Below are 16,211 nucleotides of genomic sequence, written 5' to 3'. Positions count from 1 at the left end.
TCCAAGCTTCGGCCGTCAAGGTGGAGACGTGACGACGTCCGGTCCGTTCTTCGACTCCGTGCGCCACCATCTGTCTCTGATGCACGGGTGGTTGCCCGTCGCCATCCAGGTTCTGGCGATCGTTGCCCTCGTGACCGCCATCGGCTGGCGCACCCGACGCTGGCGGATGGTGTGGTTGCCGTGGTCGGCGGTGATCGGAGTGATGCTGACCGTCGGCGCCTACTGGTACACCGAGACCGCCGGTGTCGCCGACGACACCAATCCGGCACCGCAGACGCTGTGGGTGTGGATCGCGTTGTCGGGCATAGCGTTCGGTGTGCTGGTGTCGGGCTGGCGTGACGCGCAGTGGTGGCGACGGGGCGTGGCCCTGGTTGCGGTTCCGCTGTGCGCACTGTGCGCCGCTCTGGCGCTGAACCTCTGGACGGGCTACTTCCCCACCGTGCAGACCGCGTGGAGCCAACTGACGGCGGGCCCGCTGCCGGACCAGACCGACCAGGTGACGGTCAAAGCGATGCAGCGCGCCCACACGATCCCGATCAAGGGCAGCGTCGTGCCCGTCGACATCCCCGACACCGCATCCGGTTTCAAGCATCGCGGTGAGTTCGTCTATCTGCCGCCCGCCTGGTACGCCACCGATCCGGCGCCGCCGCTTCCGACGATCATGATGATCGGCGGAGAGTTCAACACGCCGGCGGACTGGATGCGCGCAGGCAATGCGATCAAGATCCTCGACGACTTCGCGGCCGCGCACCACGGCCAGGCCCCCGTCGTCGTGTTCGTCGACCCGGGTGGCGCCTTCAACAACGACACCGAATGCGTCAACGGGTCGCGCGGGCAGTCGGCAGACCACCTGACCCGCGACGTCGTGCCGTACATGAGAGCCAACTTCGGCGTCAGTCCTGCCGCGGCGAACTGGGGCGTTGTCGGCTGGTCGATGGGTGGCACCTGCGCGGTGGATCTGGCGGTCATGCATCCGGACATGTTCAGCGCGTTCGAGGACATCGCCGGCGATCTCGCGCCGAACTCCGGCAACCAGGCCCAGACGGTCGCCCGCCTCTTCGACGGCAACACTGCCGCCTACGCGTCGTTCGATCCGAGCACCGTCATCGCCCGCCACGGCCCCTACCGCGGCGTGCAGGGCTGGTTCGACGTCAACGGCCCGCTGCCGGGGTCGGGTACCGGCAAACCGAACGATCAGGCGATCGCCGCCTCGACGCTGTGCGCATTGGGGAGCAAGTCAGGCATCGACTGCGCGGTGGTCAACCAGCCGGGTAATCACGACTGGCCGTTCGCCTCCACCGCTTTCGCGACCGCGCTGCCGTGGATGGCCAGCGCGATCGGCACCCCGGGGGTGCCGCCCGCGGCGCTGCCTGCCAGCCCGCAAGCGCCGCCCCCGCCTGCGAGCCCGCTCCCGCCGGCGGCCGCCGCAGTGGAAAAGGCGGCCGCTCGCTAGCGGCCGCCGGTAGCGTGGGGATCATGCCCGACGACCCCACCGACACCGGCTACACCGACGACACCGGCTACACCGACGACGGAATACCGACGTTCGACGCGGTGCGCGAGAAGATCGAGAACCGGTTCGCGACGTCGCTGGGTTCGACCGAGCTGGCCTCCGAGACCCCGGAGGGACGGGCGGCTTCCGAGCAGTACGACGCGCGGCAGCGCGCGGCAGCCGAGCGGCTGGCGCAGATCAGGCAGTCGATGCACCCGGACGAGGCCGACGGGGACTCTCAGTAGTCGGCTTCGGCGGCCAGGAGCTCGGCCAGGAAGACTCCGTCGCCGGAACTCGCGAGCCGGGTGCGGGCAAGCGTCCGCACTCGCTCACGCGCAGAAGGAGATTCGTCGGCATCGGCGCCGACGGTCACCGCCGCCCCGCTCCAGTCGTGGTCCCAGGCCGCGTCCTCGGTCAGTGGTGACTCACCGTCGAACAGTGGCACGGACGCGGTGCCCGCAGCGTCCAGGGCTCCGGCGCCGGCGTAGCTCCCGCTGCTGAACCGGACCGGAATCCCCTCGGGCGATCCGGCACCCCATACTTGGGCGCGCACCATCGCGGTGACCGTCGGGCCTGTCACCTGCACCGACCAGGCGACGGTGTTCTCGGCGGCATCGAAGATCCCCGGCGGCACCGCCGCCCACCGCACCGAATCCCGACCCTCGGCGATGGCCTCGCCCAGCCGGCCCGGCCGTGCGTCGGGCCCGGCCGCGAGTGCGTAATCGTCGCGGCGTCTCTGTGCCCCGGAGGCGCCGACAGTTTCTTCGACGGCCCCTTCGTCGGCCAAGCCGAGGTCCTCGGCCAGCGTGAGGCAGGACTGCGCGAGGTCGGCGACACGCGAATCATCGTGCTGAGCAAGCACACTGAACAGGGGCCTGTGCGGGCGCAGCAGATCGGTCACCTCGGCGTCGAACGCGTCGTCGTCGAAGAACTCCTGCGTCGCCTCGGTCAGCACGGCCAATTCGCCGTCGAGAAGGGCCATGTCGAGATCGACGATGCCGTCCTGTCGGCTGGCCGGCCACCACCGCCGCAGCCAGTGCCCCAGCGCCAGGCGATGCAGCGCGTCCAGCGATCCGGGTTCGACGCCGGCGTCCGGGATGTCGACCACCGTGCCCGTATCCCCCTCGAGCAGCGCCGCCACCACGGCCTCGTGACCACCCGGGCCGAGGACCCGCCACAGCCACTCCGCCTCGGTCACGTCGGTGAACACGATCTGCGGTTGCGCGCCGGCGTCGTCGACCGGCCAGCTCAGCACGGCGCCCGCAACCTCGATGACCGCGGTCAGCGGCGGCGCCGGTGGGGTCGGTCCCGTCGTCCACAGCCCCGCGTCGTTGTGCATCTTCACGACGCCATGCCCTCCGCACCGAGCATCGCCTTGATGCGTTGCCGGTGATCCAGGCTCACCGAACGGGCGACTCCGTCGAGGAGCGCACGCACGTCCTCGGCATCAGAGCACGGCTCCTGCCAGACGTCGCGACCGTGCAGTCGCGCCCACAGCCGGTTCAGGTAGGGCCGACGGAAGGAGGCGAGCTCGTCGATGACCTGCTGCTGGCGCGGATGTACCGCAGCGCCGTCGGCCAGGTAGCGGCGGGCATGCAGGACATAGGCCTCCTTGCGCAGCCGGGCCTGGATGCGCGAGGACAGCCCGTACCGGGGGCACGCGGTCGAATCCAGCGGTGCCAGATCGGTGGCCACCTCGATACCGGCGAGCAGCGTCGCCTGCTTGTCCTCGCCCAGCAACCCCCACGGCGCGGCCGCTCGGTCGACCTCCTCGGCGCACAGCAGCGCAATGTCGGGCAGCTCGTCGCGATCCATACCGCGGCGCAGCGTCGCGCGCACCCGATCCACCACGCTGCGGTCCAGCGGTCGTTCCCCCTCGACCCGCGTCGGCCGCGTCACGGCCGGACAGCGTTGCGGCTCCGCCGACGACAGCCCCAGGTCGGTCAACGACCAGGGCAGGTCCGCGCCGTCGACGCGGGCTGCCGCACCGAGGTTGTAGGGGGTCATGTCGTCGACCAGCGCGGACCACACCCGCGACCGGGCCGCGCCCGCGTTGTGGCCGGCGGCATCGGCCAGCACCGTCGACAGACCCGCCAGGAACGGCGCACTGGCGCCCCGCCCGGGCAGGACATCCCGCCACGCCCGGTCGAGTTGCTCGTCGAGCTCGGCGACGACGGCCGGGTCGGCGACGTGACTGTTCAGCAGGTCGATGGCCGTACGGTCGCGCTCGGCGTGCACGTCACGCAGCACGCGTTCGGCCTCGGCGGCGTCTGCGGGCCCCGCGGTGACCGCGAGCTCGTAGCAGACCGGGAAGTACAGCTCCTGAGCGTTGCCCTGGGTGATGCGCAGCCGGCGGCGCTCACGCTTGAGGAGGTCGAACCACGCGGCGGTGTGCTGCAGTGTCTCGCCCTGCTCGACGATCGCACCGTGCATCTCGGCGGCGACCTCCGCGGTGACGACGGGCGCGGAGTAACGCGTGTTCACCCGCAGCCGCAGAACCAGCGGGTCGATGATGCGTTTCACGGTCCGGGTCAACGGCGCGCCGTCGTCGCCGCTGAGGCATTCCACACCCGGGCCGATCGCCCGCCAGGCAGCGTCGATCACCGCGCGGCGCGGTTGCCGCACGCCCACCGACTGCCCGGCTTCCGCGCTCACGCGAACAGAATAGGAGGTGAGGTGGCATTCCAGGACGCTCATCGCGCACCGTCCACGGCGAAGGTGACCAGCGCGGCCCAATACAGCGGGCTGGCCGTGCCGTCGCCGGCCCGCCAGCGGGCCAGCTGAGCGCGTTGCCACGCGTTCACCGCCCGGCCCGCTTCCGACGCATCGTGGGCGGTGTCGACCGCGACCACCACATCCCCCATCGGGTCGGCCGATTCGATTGCCGCACTGCAGAATCGGCGGAATCCGGCCGTCGTCGGCAACGACCACAGGGTCGCGGTGACCAGCACGGCGCCGTTGAGGATGAGGGCGGCCACCAGCCCGGTCGCCTCGTCGAACCGGTAGTCCCCGCCCGATGCGCAGGCCAACAGCGCGACCCGTGCGGGCATCGGCAGCGCCGCGGCCATCAGTTCCCCGGCGCTCAGCGGGTCAGCCTCGGCGAGGTGGATCGCCGCCCTGTCGGCGTGGCCGACGTCCCCGTCTGCGGCCGTGGCATGGCCGACGTAGAGCAATCGGCCTGGTTCCCGTCGCAGCTGTGCGGCCAGCCAGCCACGGTCGGCCTCCGCGCGGCGGAACAGCTCGAGCGCGGAGCCTGCCGCCGGCAGCACCTCGCGCCGGGTCATCAGCGCGGCGAAATGGCGGGCCACCGGGGTCTGCGGGTCCGGCCTGCCCAGCACCGAGCCCAGCGCAGAGTCTGGCCGCTGACCGGGCACCCGCGGGTCCAGGACCAGCAGCGGCGCGCTGTCGGGCCGCCACGGTGTCGGCCGGCGAGGTGCGTTAGCGATGTTGGGTGGTGCTGCCAGAAGGATGTCGACGAGGTCGATCAGGCGCCGCCCGTCGGCGGGCATCGCGAGGACCGACCAGGGCACCTGAGCCAGTCGTGAGGTAGGTGCCGCGAAAAGGACGGCGCCCGGTTCCGCGGCGGTGTCGACGAGCAACCGCCACGCCGCCTCGGGCATGAGGTGCTCGCCGAGCACCTCAGCCAGGTGTTGTTCGGCCGTCTGGGACGCGAAAGATCCTGCGGTGACGGCTCGTTGCACGGCGTCGGCGATACTCTCCTGGGGACGCGGGTCGGGCAGCGCGTCGGTCAGCAGATCCCGGACGGCGCCCATCGCAGCCTCGTCCATCACCCACGTCACGGTGCTCGCCGGCCTGCCGACCACACGGAGGCTGGCGTAGGTCGCGACGCCTACGTCGGCGTAGCGCAGCAGCAGATGGTCGGCGGTCACGGCCATGTGGACCACTCACCCTCCGCGGCGATGACCTCGCGGCCGTAGCGGGCCGCCGCGAGATCCCGGTACCGGTGCAGCACCAGGTGGCCGTCGGGGTCCATGCGCAGCGGCGGCAGCGCGCCCAGCCGGGTCAGCGGGCCTGCACCGACCACCGCACCACCCGAAGCGACGAGGGCGTACTCCTCGGCCTCCTCGACGGGTACCGTGGCCGTGGCGGTGTCCGCCCATGCGGCGGTCTCCGCTTCGGGAGCGATGAACGTGCCACGGGCGCAGTGATATTCGATCAACTCGCTGACCAGTTCCGTGTTGCCCCACTCCCACGCGACGGCGAAGGCACCCGCGAGCATGCGGGAGGAGACGTAGGTGGCCCAGCGCATGCGGGCGTCGGCGTCGGCGATCGAGTACCGCACCGAATCGACCGCCAGGGCGGCAGGGATCTTCAGCTCGGCCGCTTCCGCCAGTTTCTGCTCGGCGGTCGCGGGGTCGGCCTGGGCCTGGGCGCGCAGCAGCGTGCCGACGTGGTCGTCGAGGCGCGCGTACTGCAACCAGCTGTGCCGGGGCCAGGCGTCCAACAGCGCCCTGGCCTCCTCGACTCGGGCGGCGGCTGCGGCGAAGTCACCGCGAAAGATGTCGACCCAGCTGCGCTGCAACAGGATTCGATGGATGTGCAGGGGCTTGCCGAGTTCGCGCCAGTGGCGCTCGGCGTGGCCGAGGCGCTCGTCGGCGTCGTCGTAGGCGCCGACGGAGATGGCGATCAACCCGAAATACAGCCAGCAGCGGGAGACGTCGTGGGCCCGAATGTGTTCGGCGATGGCCGGATACGCTTCGTGGACCAGTTCCTGGGCTTTCGGCCGATCCCCGGCGGCCCACGACGCGGTCGCGCGCTCCAGCTGGGTGCGGGAGGTGGCCAACCGCCAATTGCGCGCCTTCGCTCGTGCTCCGGCCCTGCGCAGCCACGGCTCGGCTTCGGTGAGCCGGCCCGTTTCGACGCAGAACCGCCCGTAACCGGTGCCCGCGAGAACCCGGAGCGCATCGGAGTGTTCGCTGCCGTCGCCGGGACCGTCGACGGCGTCGAGCACCTGCTGCCACAGTGGCAGGGACTGCACGTGCAGATCGTCGTCGCACAGCGCGACGGCGCAGAGGATGCGCGCATAGGTGATCAGGTAGGCGTGCTCGGCTGCCAGCTCCTCGAACATGCCGGCCTCCTCCATCAGTGCCTCTAACGCCGTTGCGGCCGCTTCGTGTTCGCCGTGCGCTGCGGCGTGTCCGGTCTCCAGGAACAGCGCGCGCCGCGTGTACCGGCAGATCATGCGGGCGATCTGGGGATCTGGTGAATCCGTCGCGACGTAGTTCTGGAGGCAGTCCCGGATTCTCGTGACGGCCTCGGTGACACCGGAATACGCGGTCCGCACGAGGTAGATCTCTCCGAGCTGGGCGAGGACCTCGAGCGCCAGGTCGTCGCGACCGGCGTTCTCGACACGCGGCAGCAGGGACAGCAGCAGCTCTTTGGCCGCCTCCTCGTCGGCGGCGAATGCGAGATGACGAGCTTTGTCGAGATCTTCCTCGATCGTCATCGCGTCATCATAGGAAGCGGCGGGCGTGCGGGGCACGCCCGCCGCTCGATCCGGCATCGTCGTGGCTGCAACGGTCTCAGCTGCAGGTCACGGTCACCGTGAACGGCTTGGAGAGCATGCCGGCCATCGGATTGCTCATGTCGGCACCCACCGCCTCGCCGGTGATCGTGTACCGGTTGCCGTCGACCTTGACCTCGGCCGAGCCGCTCTTGGCGCCCATCGCGTTGGCTACGGCCAGCGCATTGCCGTCGACCACCATGCCGAGCGATTCGACCACCGGGGTGGCCGCGTCGGTCATCACGACACCCAAACCCTGCTGACCGCCGATCGCACCGCTGGCGACCGTGATCTTGCCGCCCTGCTTCACACAGGTGACGGAGTTCAGATCCAGGCCGGCCAGATCGGCCCCGTCGACCTTGACCTCGGTTGCGCCGCCTTGCGCCACCGCGGAGGTGGCTGACTGGGAGCTACCGGGCGCGGGGGTCTCCTTGTCGCTGGAGCAGCCCACCAGCATGGCGGTGCCCGCGGCCAGACCGATCACGCCTGCGACAATTCGCTTCATCGTTGTCATTCCCTTCGTCGTACTCCGCCTCGTTGGCGTCGTGTGAGAACAGTGAAATGGGCGGACTGAGCTACCGATCCCAACTTCGGTGTCGGACGGGGCGACTACGGTCGGGAGACGATGCGCACCATCACCGTCGAGCAGCGCCGCGCCCGTCTCGCGCACCGGCACATGCTGAGTCCGCCTGCGGCAGTCGGGGCGTCGGTGTCCGACGTGACCGAGCGCCTGGTGGCCCTGCATGCCACCGACCCCGCGACGCCGTACCTGTCGCTGTGGGCCCGCCTGCCGGGTTTCGTCCACGACGACGTCGACGCTGCGCTGTACAGGGACCGCTCGGTGATCAAGCACCTCGCGATGCGCAGAACACTGTGGGTGGTGCGGCCGGAGGACCTGCCCGCGGTCCAGGCGGCGGCCAGTGACCGGGTGGCCGCCAACGAGGCACGGCGATTGGCCGCCGACGTGGAACGCGCCGGCGTGGCCGCCGACGGCGCCGCCTGGCTGCACACCGCGTGCGCTGCGGTTGTCCGCCACCTACGAAGCGAAGGCCCCTGCAGCGCAAAGGAACTGAGAGAAGCGCTGGCCGAACTGACCGGCACGTACAACCCCGCACCCGGGAAGGCCTACAGCGCGCAGGGCCATGTCGCGCCGCGGGTGCTGACGGTGCTGTCGGCGCGCGGCCACATCATGCGCGGCCTCAACGACGGTGGGTGGCTGACGTCACGACCGCGATGGACGGCCACCGACACGTGGCTACCGGGCCTCGACACCGCCGCCGACGCCGACACCGCGAGTGCGGAGCTGGTGCGCCGCTGGCTGGCGACGTTCGGCCCCGCGACGCTCACCGACATCAAATGGTGGTTCGGCACGACCCTGACGTGGGCCCGAAAAGCGCTGTCCGCTGTCGACGCCGAGGAGGTGCGGTTGGACGGGAACACTGGGTTCGTCCTACCGGAGGACGTGCACGAGCCAGACCCTGAGCCGTGGTGCGCCCTGCTGCCGTCGCTGGATCCCACGACGATGGGCTGGTTCGACCGGGACTGGTACCTCGGTCCGCACAGGGCCGAGGTGTTCGACCGCAACGGCAACGCCGGTCCCACCGCATGGGTGAACGGCCGCGTCGTCGGCGCGTGGCGTCAGGACGACACTGGGCGCGTCGAGCTGGTCCTGCTGGAGAAGGTGGGCCGCCGGGCGACCGCGGCGCTCGAGGCCCGGGCCGCGGAGCTGACCACCTGGCTCGGCGGTGTTCGGGTCAGCCCCCGGTTCCCGTCCCCGGCGTCCAAGCGCTGACAGTGCCGTCGAGGAATGCGTCGCGGTGGCTGGCAGCCCAGTCGCCGAAGGTGACGGCCGGCCGGCCGGTGATCGTGGGCACTGCCTGCGTCACCTCGGCAGGTTCGGTGACTTCGAATGCCCACTGCGCCATCAGCAGATCGAGGTACTGCGGCGGCAGCACCTGCCCGTAGAGGGCACGGGCGTGCGCATCCGTGAGCACCGTGATGTCGATGGACTCGGAGATCGCGCGGCCGATGAGGCCGACTTGCTCCCGCATCGTCAAGGAGTGCGGTCCGGTGAGGACCACCTTCTGCCCGTCGAGCCGTGAGGTGGTGAGGGCAGTCACCGCGACCTCGGCGATGTCCTCGTCGGCGATGGGCGCCTGTTGCGACTCGGGGAAGGGCAGCCCGACGCGCCGATGCTCACGAATCTGGCCGGCCAAGAAGCGGATTGCATTGCGCGCGAAGGCGCCCGGACGCAGGCACACCGTGGCGAAGCCGCCGTCGATGGCCGCGTTCTCCACGGCGAGGTGACGTTGCTTGTTGTATTCGACGAACCGCTCCGTGCGTGTGGTGTCGATGGTGGAGAGCACGACGACCTTCTGGACCCCTGCCGCTCTCATGTGCTCGACGAGTTCGGGCAGGACGTCCGGTCGGGCGAAGCTGACGAGAAAGACGGCGTCGACGCCCTCGAGTGCGGGGCGCAGTGTCTGCGGCTGATCGAGATCGCTGGGCACCGCCTCCACCGCCGACAACCGCCGGCGGTCCGGCCGGCGGCATGTCGCGCGCACCTCGACATCGGTGTCCCGCAGTTGGTCGATGATCATGGAGCCGACCCCACCGTTCGCCCCGGTCACCAGTACTCGCATCGTCGTGTCCTTTCCGTCGTCCCGACAACGACGGTAGGAACAGCGAATCATCAGCGCCAATCATGAGTGGTGATGTGGGACATTCATCTGATGAATCTGTCCGGGGTGGATCTCAACCTCCTCGTGGTCCTGCACGCGGTCCTCGAGGAGCGCAGCGCCACCAGGGCCGCGGCGCGCCTGCACCTGACCCAGCCCGCGGTGTCGAACGCATTGGCGCGACTGCGGGTCCTGCTCGACGATCCGCTGGTGGTGCGCACGGGCCGCGGCCTCACCCCCACTCCCGCCGCCCTGGCCGTGCAGCCCAGCCTCGACGAGGCGCTCCGCCTCGTGCAGGGAATCGTCTCGGGCCTCGACGCATTCGATCTGGCCACGACGACCCGCGAGTGGGTGATCGCGTTCGCCGATCTGTACGGCCCCCTGTTGTTGCCGGGACTCGACCGCCGGCTGCACGAGCAGGCTCCCCACTCACGGGTGCGGGTGCAGGCGCTGGACCGGATCAGCATCGCGGATGCCCTGGCCAGCGGCGAGATTGATGTGTACATGGGCATTCCGACGACCACACCGGCGACGTGGCGTTCAGAGCCTGCGTTCACCGACGACATGGTCGGCGTCATCGCGGCAGAACACCCGGACGCCGCCGCCACGATGACGCTCGAACGGTTCGTCGGCCTCCCCCACGCCAACGTCCGGATCAGCGCGGGCCGCGGCCGCGAAGTGGACGACGAGTTGGCTCGTCTCGGCCTCACCCGGCGCGTCCGGCTCACCGTGGCGCACTACAGCTCTCTGTTTCCCGTCGTCGAGAACGGCCACTGCATCGCCGTCGCTCCCCGCCGCCTGGCCGAGTACCACGCCCGCACGTCGGCGATCAGCCTCTTCGCGATTCCGCTGACCCTGCCGACCTGTGACGTTCGAGTGTTCTGGCACCCGCGGGCAGACAACGACCCCGGCATCACGGCGTTTCGCCGGATCCTGCACGATGTCCTCGCTGCAGAGCCCGAGCCGATGGTCTAGGCGCTGACCTTTCTGCGGCTGCGTGCCTTCGGTTTCGGCTGCGCCATGCCCAAGGTCTCGGCGAGGAAGTGACCGGTGTAGCTGTCCGGATCGGCCGCCACGTCCTCGGGCGTGCCCGTCGCGACCACAGAGCCGCCGCCCGAGCCGCCTTCGGGCCCCATGTCGATGATCCAGTCCGAGGTCTTGATGACGTCGAGGTTGTGCTCGATGACGATGACCGTATTGCCTTTGTCCACAAGGCCGTTGATGACGGTCAGTAGCTTGCGGATGTCCTCGAAGTGCAGACCCGTTGTCGGCTCGTCGAGGATGTAGATCGTTCGGCCGGTCGAACGCTTCTGCAGCTCGGAGGCCAGCTTCACGCGCTGCGCCTCACCGCCTGACAGCGTCGGCGCGGGCTGCCCGAGCCTCACGTAACCCAGGCCGACGTCGACGAGCGTCTTGAGGTAGCGGTGGATCGAGCTGATCGGCGCGAAGAACTCCGCCGCCTCCTCGATCGACATGTCGAGCACCTCGGCAATCGTCTTGCCCTTGTAGTGCACCTCGAGCGTCTCGCGGTTGTAGCGCGCGCCCTGGCACACCTCGCACGGCACGTACACGTCCGGCAGGAAGTTCATCTCGATCTTGATCGTGCCGTCGCCCGAACACGCTTCGCAGCGGCCGCCTTTGACGTTGAACGAGAACCGGCCGGGCTGGTAGCCGCGCACCTTGGCCTCCGTCGTCGCGGCGAACAACGTTCGGATCTTGTCGAACACGCCCGTGTAGGTCGCCGGGTTCGATCGCGGCGTCCGGCCGATCGGTGACTGGTCCACCCGCACCAGCTTGTCCAGATGGTCCAAGCCGTTGACACGGGTGTGCCGTCCCGGAACCAGGCGGGCGCCGTTGAGCTTGTTGGCCAGCACCGAGGCCAGGATGTCGTTCACCAGAGTCGACTTCCCCGACCCGGACACTCCCGTCACCGACGTCAGCACGCCGAGCGGGAACGCGACGTCGATCTCGCGCAGGTTGTGTTCGCGCGCCCCGACGACGGTCAACTGACGCTTCTTGTCGGGCACCCGGCGCATCGTCGGAACCTCGATCTCCTCTGCGCCTGACAGATAGGCGCCAGTGATCGACTTCGGGTTCTTCAGCAAGTCCTTGTAGGTGCCGCTGTGCACGATCTGACCACCGTGCTCGCCGGCGGCGGGACCGATGTCGACCACCCAGTCGGCGTGGGCGATGGTGTCGAGGTCGTGTTCGACGACGATCAGCGTGTTGCCGAGGTCCCGGAGCCGAACGAGCGTGTCGATGAGCCGGCGGTTGTCGCGCTGGTGCAGGCCGATCGACGGCTCGTCGAGCACGTACAGCACCCCGACCAGACCCGACCCGATCTGAGTGGCCAGTCGAATGCGCTGCGCCTCGCCACCGGACAGCGTGCCGGCAGCGCGTGACAGCGACAGATAATCCAGCCCGACGTCGAGCAGGAAGCCCAACCGGGACTGGATCTCCTTGAGCACCTGCCCGGCGATCGCCGCCTCACGGGTACCGAGCGTGAGCGCGTTGAGGAATGCGGCGCAGTCGGCGATCGACAACTCCGCGACCTCGGCGATCGACTTGGCGCCGTACTCACCGGCCGTCATCGTCACGGCCAGGATCTCGGGCTTGAGGCGGGTGCCGTGACACTCGGGGCACGGCACGTCGCGCATGAAGCCCTCGAGGCGCTCCTTCATCTGCTCGGAGTCCGTCTGCTCCATGCGGCGCTGCAGGAACGCCAGCACGCCTTCGAAGTCGGCGTAGTAGGACCGCGTACGGCCGTAGCGGTTCTTGTACCGCACGTGCACCTGCTCGTCGCACCCCTCGAGGATCGCTTTGCGCGCCTTGGCCGGCAGCTTCTTCCACGGGGTGTTCACGTCGAATCCGAGCTGGTCCCCCAGGCCCGCGAGCATGCGGGTGAAGTATTCCGCGGTGTGCCCCATCGACCACGGGGCGATCGCCCCCTCGGCCAGCGTCAGATCGGGATCGGGCACCACGAGGTCGGGATCGACCTCCTTGCGGATGCCCAGGCCGGTGCACTCCGGGCACGCGCCGTACGGCGAGTTGAACGAGAACGACCGCGGTTCGAGGTCGTCGACGGCCAGCGCGTGCCCGTTGGGACACGCCAACTTCTCGGAGAACCGCTGCTCGCGATGCGGATGATCGTCTTCACGGTCGACGAATTCGAGGACGACGATGCCGTCGGCCAGGTTGAGCGCGGTCTCGACCGAGTCGGTGAGCCGCTGCTTGGCCGACGCCTTGACCGTGAGGCGGTCGACGACCACCTCGATGTCGTGCTTCTCCTGCTTCTTGAGTTTCGGCGGATCCGTGAGCGGATGGACCACGCCGTCGACACGGACGCGGCTGTAGCCCTGCGTGTTCAGCTTGTCGAAGAGGTCGACGAATTCACCCTTGCGGGTCCGCACGACCGGCGCGAGGACCTGGAAGCGCAACCCCTCGTCCATCGCGAGCACCTGGTCCACGATCTGCTGCGGCGTCTGGCGCGCGATGCGCTCCCCGCAGACGGGGCAGTGCGGCGTACCGGCGCGGGCGTAGAGCAGACGCAGGTAGTCGTAGACCTCGGTGATGGTGCCCACGGTCGACCGCGGGTTGCGGTTGGTGGACTTCTGGTCGATCGACACTGCCGGCGAGAGGCCTTCGATGAAGTCGACGTCGGGTTTGTCCATCTGTCCGAGGAATTGGCGGGCGTAGGCCGACAGCGACTCCACGTAGCGGCGCTGGCCCTCGGCGAAGATCGTGTCGAATGCCAGCGACGATTTGCCGGACCCCGAAAGCCCGGTGAACACGATCATCGCGTCGCGCGGCAGATCCAGATCGACGCCACGCAGATTGTGCTCCCGGGCACCCTTGACAACTAGGCGGTCAGCCACGGTGTCCTTTCCCTCCGAGAAGAAGACGTGCCCGATGCGTCCTCTGGACGCAGTACAGACTCATGCTAGGTCGACCCACCGACAGGTTTCACCCGGCGGTGGCGGCGCAGGTCGCGCAGCGAAGTACCGTGGGTCACCATGACCGTCGTCGACGACAACTACACCGGCCACGTCGAGGCGCACACCGCGGCGCGGCGCACACTGCCCGGCGCGTCCATCGTGAAGGCCTCGGTGGGTCCCATGGACAACAACGCCTACCTGGTGACCTGTTCCCGCACCGGCGAGACGCTACTCATCGACGCCGCCAACGACGCCGAGATCCTTCGCGGCCTGATTGCCGACCACGCGCCGAGCCTGTCGTTGATCGTCACCACCCACCAACACCAGGACCATTGGATGGCGCTCGAAGAGGTGGCGCGCGCCACCGGCGCCCCCACCGCAGCGCACCGGCTCGACGCCGACCCGTTGCCCGTCACTCCCGAGCGCGTCCTCGCCGACGGCGACCGCATCGACATCGGCGACCTGCACTTCGACGTCATCCACCTGCGGGGCCACACGCCCGGCTCGGTGGCCTTGGCGCTGCGCGGCGCCGACACCGGCCAGGACGGGCAGGACCGCGTGCACCTGTTCACCGGGGACTGCCTGTTCCCCGGGGGCGTCGGCAAGACGTGGAAAGAGGGGGACTTCGAACAGCTGCTGGGAGATGTGAGCAGCCGGGTCTTCGACGTCTTCGCGGATTCGACCGTCGTGTACCCAGGGCACGGCGACGACACCACACTCGGGACCGAACGCCCACACCTGGACGAGTGGCGCGAACGCGGCTGGTGATCCAGCGCGTGCCGAGATCGGGTCCAGCTGTGCTCAGTCACCCGACTGATGCACCGGCGACTCACCCGCGTGCACACTCACGGAATGTCACACGGTTAGGACAACGTCGCGACCGTTGAGACACCGCTGACCGGTTCGGCACCTCCGGTTCGCGCCGCGCAGAGCATTGCGAAATTTCTGCAGGACAACGGCGTGCAGTACGTCTTCGGTGTTCCTGGCGCGAAAATCGATGCGGTCTACGACGCTTTGGTGGACGCCGACATCGACGTAGTGGTGTGTCGTCATGAGCAGAATGCGACGTTCATGGCGGCGGCGATCGGCCGACTGACCGGGAGACCAGGAGTGGTGCTGGTGACCTCGGGTCCGGGGACGAGCAATCTCACAACGGGACTGTTGACGGCCACCACCGAACAGGATCCGCTCGTGGCGATATGCGGTGCGGTACCGCGGGCTGATCGTCTCAAACGCACCCACCAGTCGTTGGATGCTGCGGACCTGTTGGCGCCGGTGACGAAGTTCTGCGGAGAAGTGGACGCCGCGGAGAACGTCTCGGAGACGTTGGCCAACGCCTTCCGGGCCGCGATGGACGAGCCGTGCGGCGCCGCGGCCGTCGTGCTGCCCGCCGACGTGGCCGCCGAAAGGACCACCACACCGGTAGTGACGGCGTCAGCCGTCCCCCGGTTGGGTCCGGCTGCCGCGCAGGACATCGAGGATGCTGCCGCGTTGATCGCCACCGCCACGCGGCCGGTGCTGCTGGTCGGTAGTCGCGGCGCGTCACCTGCGGCATGCGCCGCGATCCGCGAGGCCATCACGGGTTCCGATCTTCCTGTGATCGAGACGTTTCAAGCTGCGGGGGTCATCTCGCGGGATCTGGAGAACCACTACCTCGGCCGGGTGGGTCTCTTTCGCAACCAACCTGGTGACGTGGTGGTGGCGCACGCCGACGTGGTGGTGGCTATCGGCTACGACCCGGTGGAATACGATCCCGCTCAGTGGAATTCGGATGTGAAGCGGCCAGTGATCCACATCGACTCGGTCATCGCAGGTATCGACAACCACTACCGGCCTGCGCTGGAGCTGCGCGGTGACATCGCAGCGACAGTGCGAGCGCTCGCCGCGACGTTGCGCCAGGTGTCGTTGGCCGACGATGCCGCCGCCGCGGTCGACCAGCAGCGGCAGCGACTCGCGGCCATCGACGACGAAGCCCGGCGTAGGCGTCCGTCAGACGCGGGTCTACCTCCCGCAGCGGTGGTGCTCGCCCTGCGGGAGCACCTTGCCGATGATGCGACCATCACCTGCGACGTCGGGTCGGTCTACATACACATGGCCCGCCACTTCCGGGTGTACCGGCCGCGTCATCTCCTGTTCTCCAACGGCCAGCAGACGCTCGGTGTTGCTCTTCCGTGGGCGATGGCCGCTGCGCTGACAGGCCCTCACACGCAGGTGGTGTCCATCTCTGGCGATGGCGGATTCCTCTTCTCCGCACAGGAATTGGAAACAGCACACCGGCTGGGGCTGACGCTGATCCACGTGATCCTGCGCGACAACACCTACGACATGGTCGGGTTCCAGGAAGTCCTCAAGTACGGCCGAAAGTCCGGCGTGCAACTCGGCGATTACGACGTCGAACACTTCGCCGCCGCGTTCGGCGCACGGGGTCATCGGGTGTCCACGATGGCCGAATTCCGTGCCGCGCTCGAGACGGCGACCGACCACCGCGGGATCTCGATCATCGACCTGCCCGTCGACTACAGCCACAATCTGGAATTGGCCGCCGATCTCGCCGATGACCCTTTCCACTGAGCCCCCGCCGA

At 69.0% G+C, this 16,211-nt stretch carries 13 protein-coding genes; 6 read left to right on the top strand and 7 right to left on the bottom strand.

Annotation, left to right across the window (positions count from 1 at the left end; genetic code table 11):
* Positions 1-79: 79 nt before the first annotated feature.
* Entirely contained in the window at positions 80-1,453 is a 1,374-nt protein-coding gene (locus ACZYYX_RS27630) for an alpha/beta hydrolase (RefSeq protein WP_463818060.1), read from the top strand.
* Between the two features lie 23 nt (positions 1,454-1,476).
* Positions 1,477-1,737, top strand: a complete 261-nt coding sequence (locus ACZYYX_RS27625) for a hypothetical protein (protein WP_463818008.1) — start codon at positions 1,477-1,479, stop codon at positions 1,735-1,737.
* On the opposite strand, the gene ACZYYX_RS27620 is transcribed toward ACZYYX_RS27625, so the two are convergent.
* The 5 genes from ACZYYX_RS27620 to ACZYYX_RS27600 all read right to left on the bottom strand — a co-directional run bounded on the left by ACZYYX_RS27620 (position 1,731) and on the right by ACZYYX_RS27600 (position 7,521).
* Positions 1,731-2,831, bottom strand: coding sequence for a hypothetical protein (locus tag ACZYYX_RS27620; protein WP_463818059.1), 1,101 nt, complete (start codon positions 2,829-2,831; stop codon positions 1,731-1,733). The genes ACZYYX_RS27625 and ACZYYX_RS27620 overlap by 7 nt on opposite strands.
* A gap of 2 nt (positions 2,832-2,833) precedes the next feature.
* On the bottom strand, positions 2,834-4,189 hold the full coding sequence (locus ACZYYX_RS27615; RefSeq protein ID WP_463818007.1) for a hypothetical protein: 1,356 nt from the start codon (positions 4,187-4,189) through the stop codon (positions 2,834-2,836).
* On the bottom strand, positions 4,186-5,388 hold the full coding sequence (locus ACZYYX_RS27610; protein ID WP_463818006.1) for a CHAT domain-containing protein: 1,203 nt from the start codon (positions 5,386-5,388) through the stop codon (positions 4,186-4,188). Before ACZYYX_RS27610 ends, ACZYYX_RS27615 begins: the two co-directional genes overlap by 4 nt.
* Entirely contained in the window at positions 5,379-6,959 is a 1,581-nt protein-coding gene (locus tag ACZYYX_RS27605; protein ID WP_463818005.1) for a hypothetical protein, read from the bottom strand. Before ACZYYX_RS27605 ends, ACZYYX_RS27610 begins: the two co-directional genes overlap by 10 nt.
* 76 nt (positions 6,960-7,035) lie before the next feature.
* Positions 7,036-7,521, bottom strand: a complete 486-nt coding sequence (locus ACZYYX_RS27600; protein ID WP_463818004.1) for a lipoprotein LpqH — start codon at positions 7,519-7,521, stop codon at positions 7,036-7,038.
* A 120-nt stretch (positions 7,522-7,641) separates the two neighbouring features.
* On the opposite strand from ACZYYX_RS27600, the gene ACZYYX_RS27595 reads away from it, so the two are divergent.
* Positions 7,642-8,808, top strand: coding sequence for a winged helix DNA-binding domain-containing protein (locus ACZYYX_RS27595; RefSeq protein WP_463818003.1), 1,167 nt, complete (start codon positions 7,642-7,644; stop codon positions 8,806-8,808).
* Here the strand turns inward: ACZYYX_RS27595 and ACZYYX_RS27590 are convergent.
* Positions 8,771-9,658, bottom strand: coding sequence for an SDR family oxidoreductase (locus ACZYYX_RS27590; protein WP_463818002.1), 888 nt, complete (start codon positions 9,656-9,658; stop codon positions 8,771-8,773). The two genes, ACZYYX_RS27595 and ACZYYX_RS27590, sit on opposite strands and share 38 nt — an antisense overlap.
* A 90-nt stretch (positions 9,659-9,748) precedes the next feature.
* Here ACZYYX_RS27590 and ACZYYX_RS27585 point away from each other — a divergent pair, with 90 nt between their 5' ends.
* Positions 9,749-10,669, top strand: coding sequence for a LysR family transcriptional regulator (locus ACZYYX_RS27585; RefSeq protein WP_463818001.1), 921 nt, complete (start codon positions 9,749-9,751; stop codon positions 10,667-10,669).
* On the opposite strand, the gene uvrA is transcribed toward ACZYYX_RS27585, so the two are convergent.
* Positions 10,666-13,569, bottom strand: a complete 2,904-nt coding sequence (gene uvrA, locus ACZYYX_RS27580) for an excinuclease ABC subunit UvrA (protein WP_463818000.1) — start codon at positions 13,567-13,569, stop codon at positions 10,666-10,668. The genes ACZYYX_RS27585 and uvrA overlap by 4 nt on opposite strands.
* A 138-nt stretch (positions 13,570-13,707) precedes the next feature.
* On the opposite strand from uvrA, the gene ACZYYX_RS27575 reads away from it, so the two are divergent.
* Together ACZYYX_RS27575 and alsS are read left to right on the top strand one after the other, a co-directional pair.
* Positions 13,708-14,397, top strand: a complete 690-nt coding sequence (locus ACZYYX_RS27575) for an MBL fold metallo-hydrolase (protein ID WP_463817999.1) — start codon at positions 13,708-13,710, stop codon at positions 14,395-14,397.
* Positions 14,398-14,523: 126 nt separating this feature from the next.
* Complete coding sequence (gene alsS, locus ACZYYX_RS27570) at positions 14,524-16,200, top strand: acetolactate synthase AlsS (RefSeq protein WP_463818058.1); 1,677 nt, start codon at positions 14,524-14,526, stop codon at positions 16,198-16,200.
* Positions 16,201-16,211: the final 11 nt, after the last annotated feature.

Source organism: Mycobacterium sp. IDUB_1 (assembly GCF_055419625.1).
This window is presented reverse-complemented; position numbering and strand designations above follow the sequence as displayed.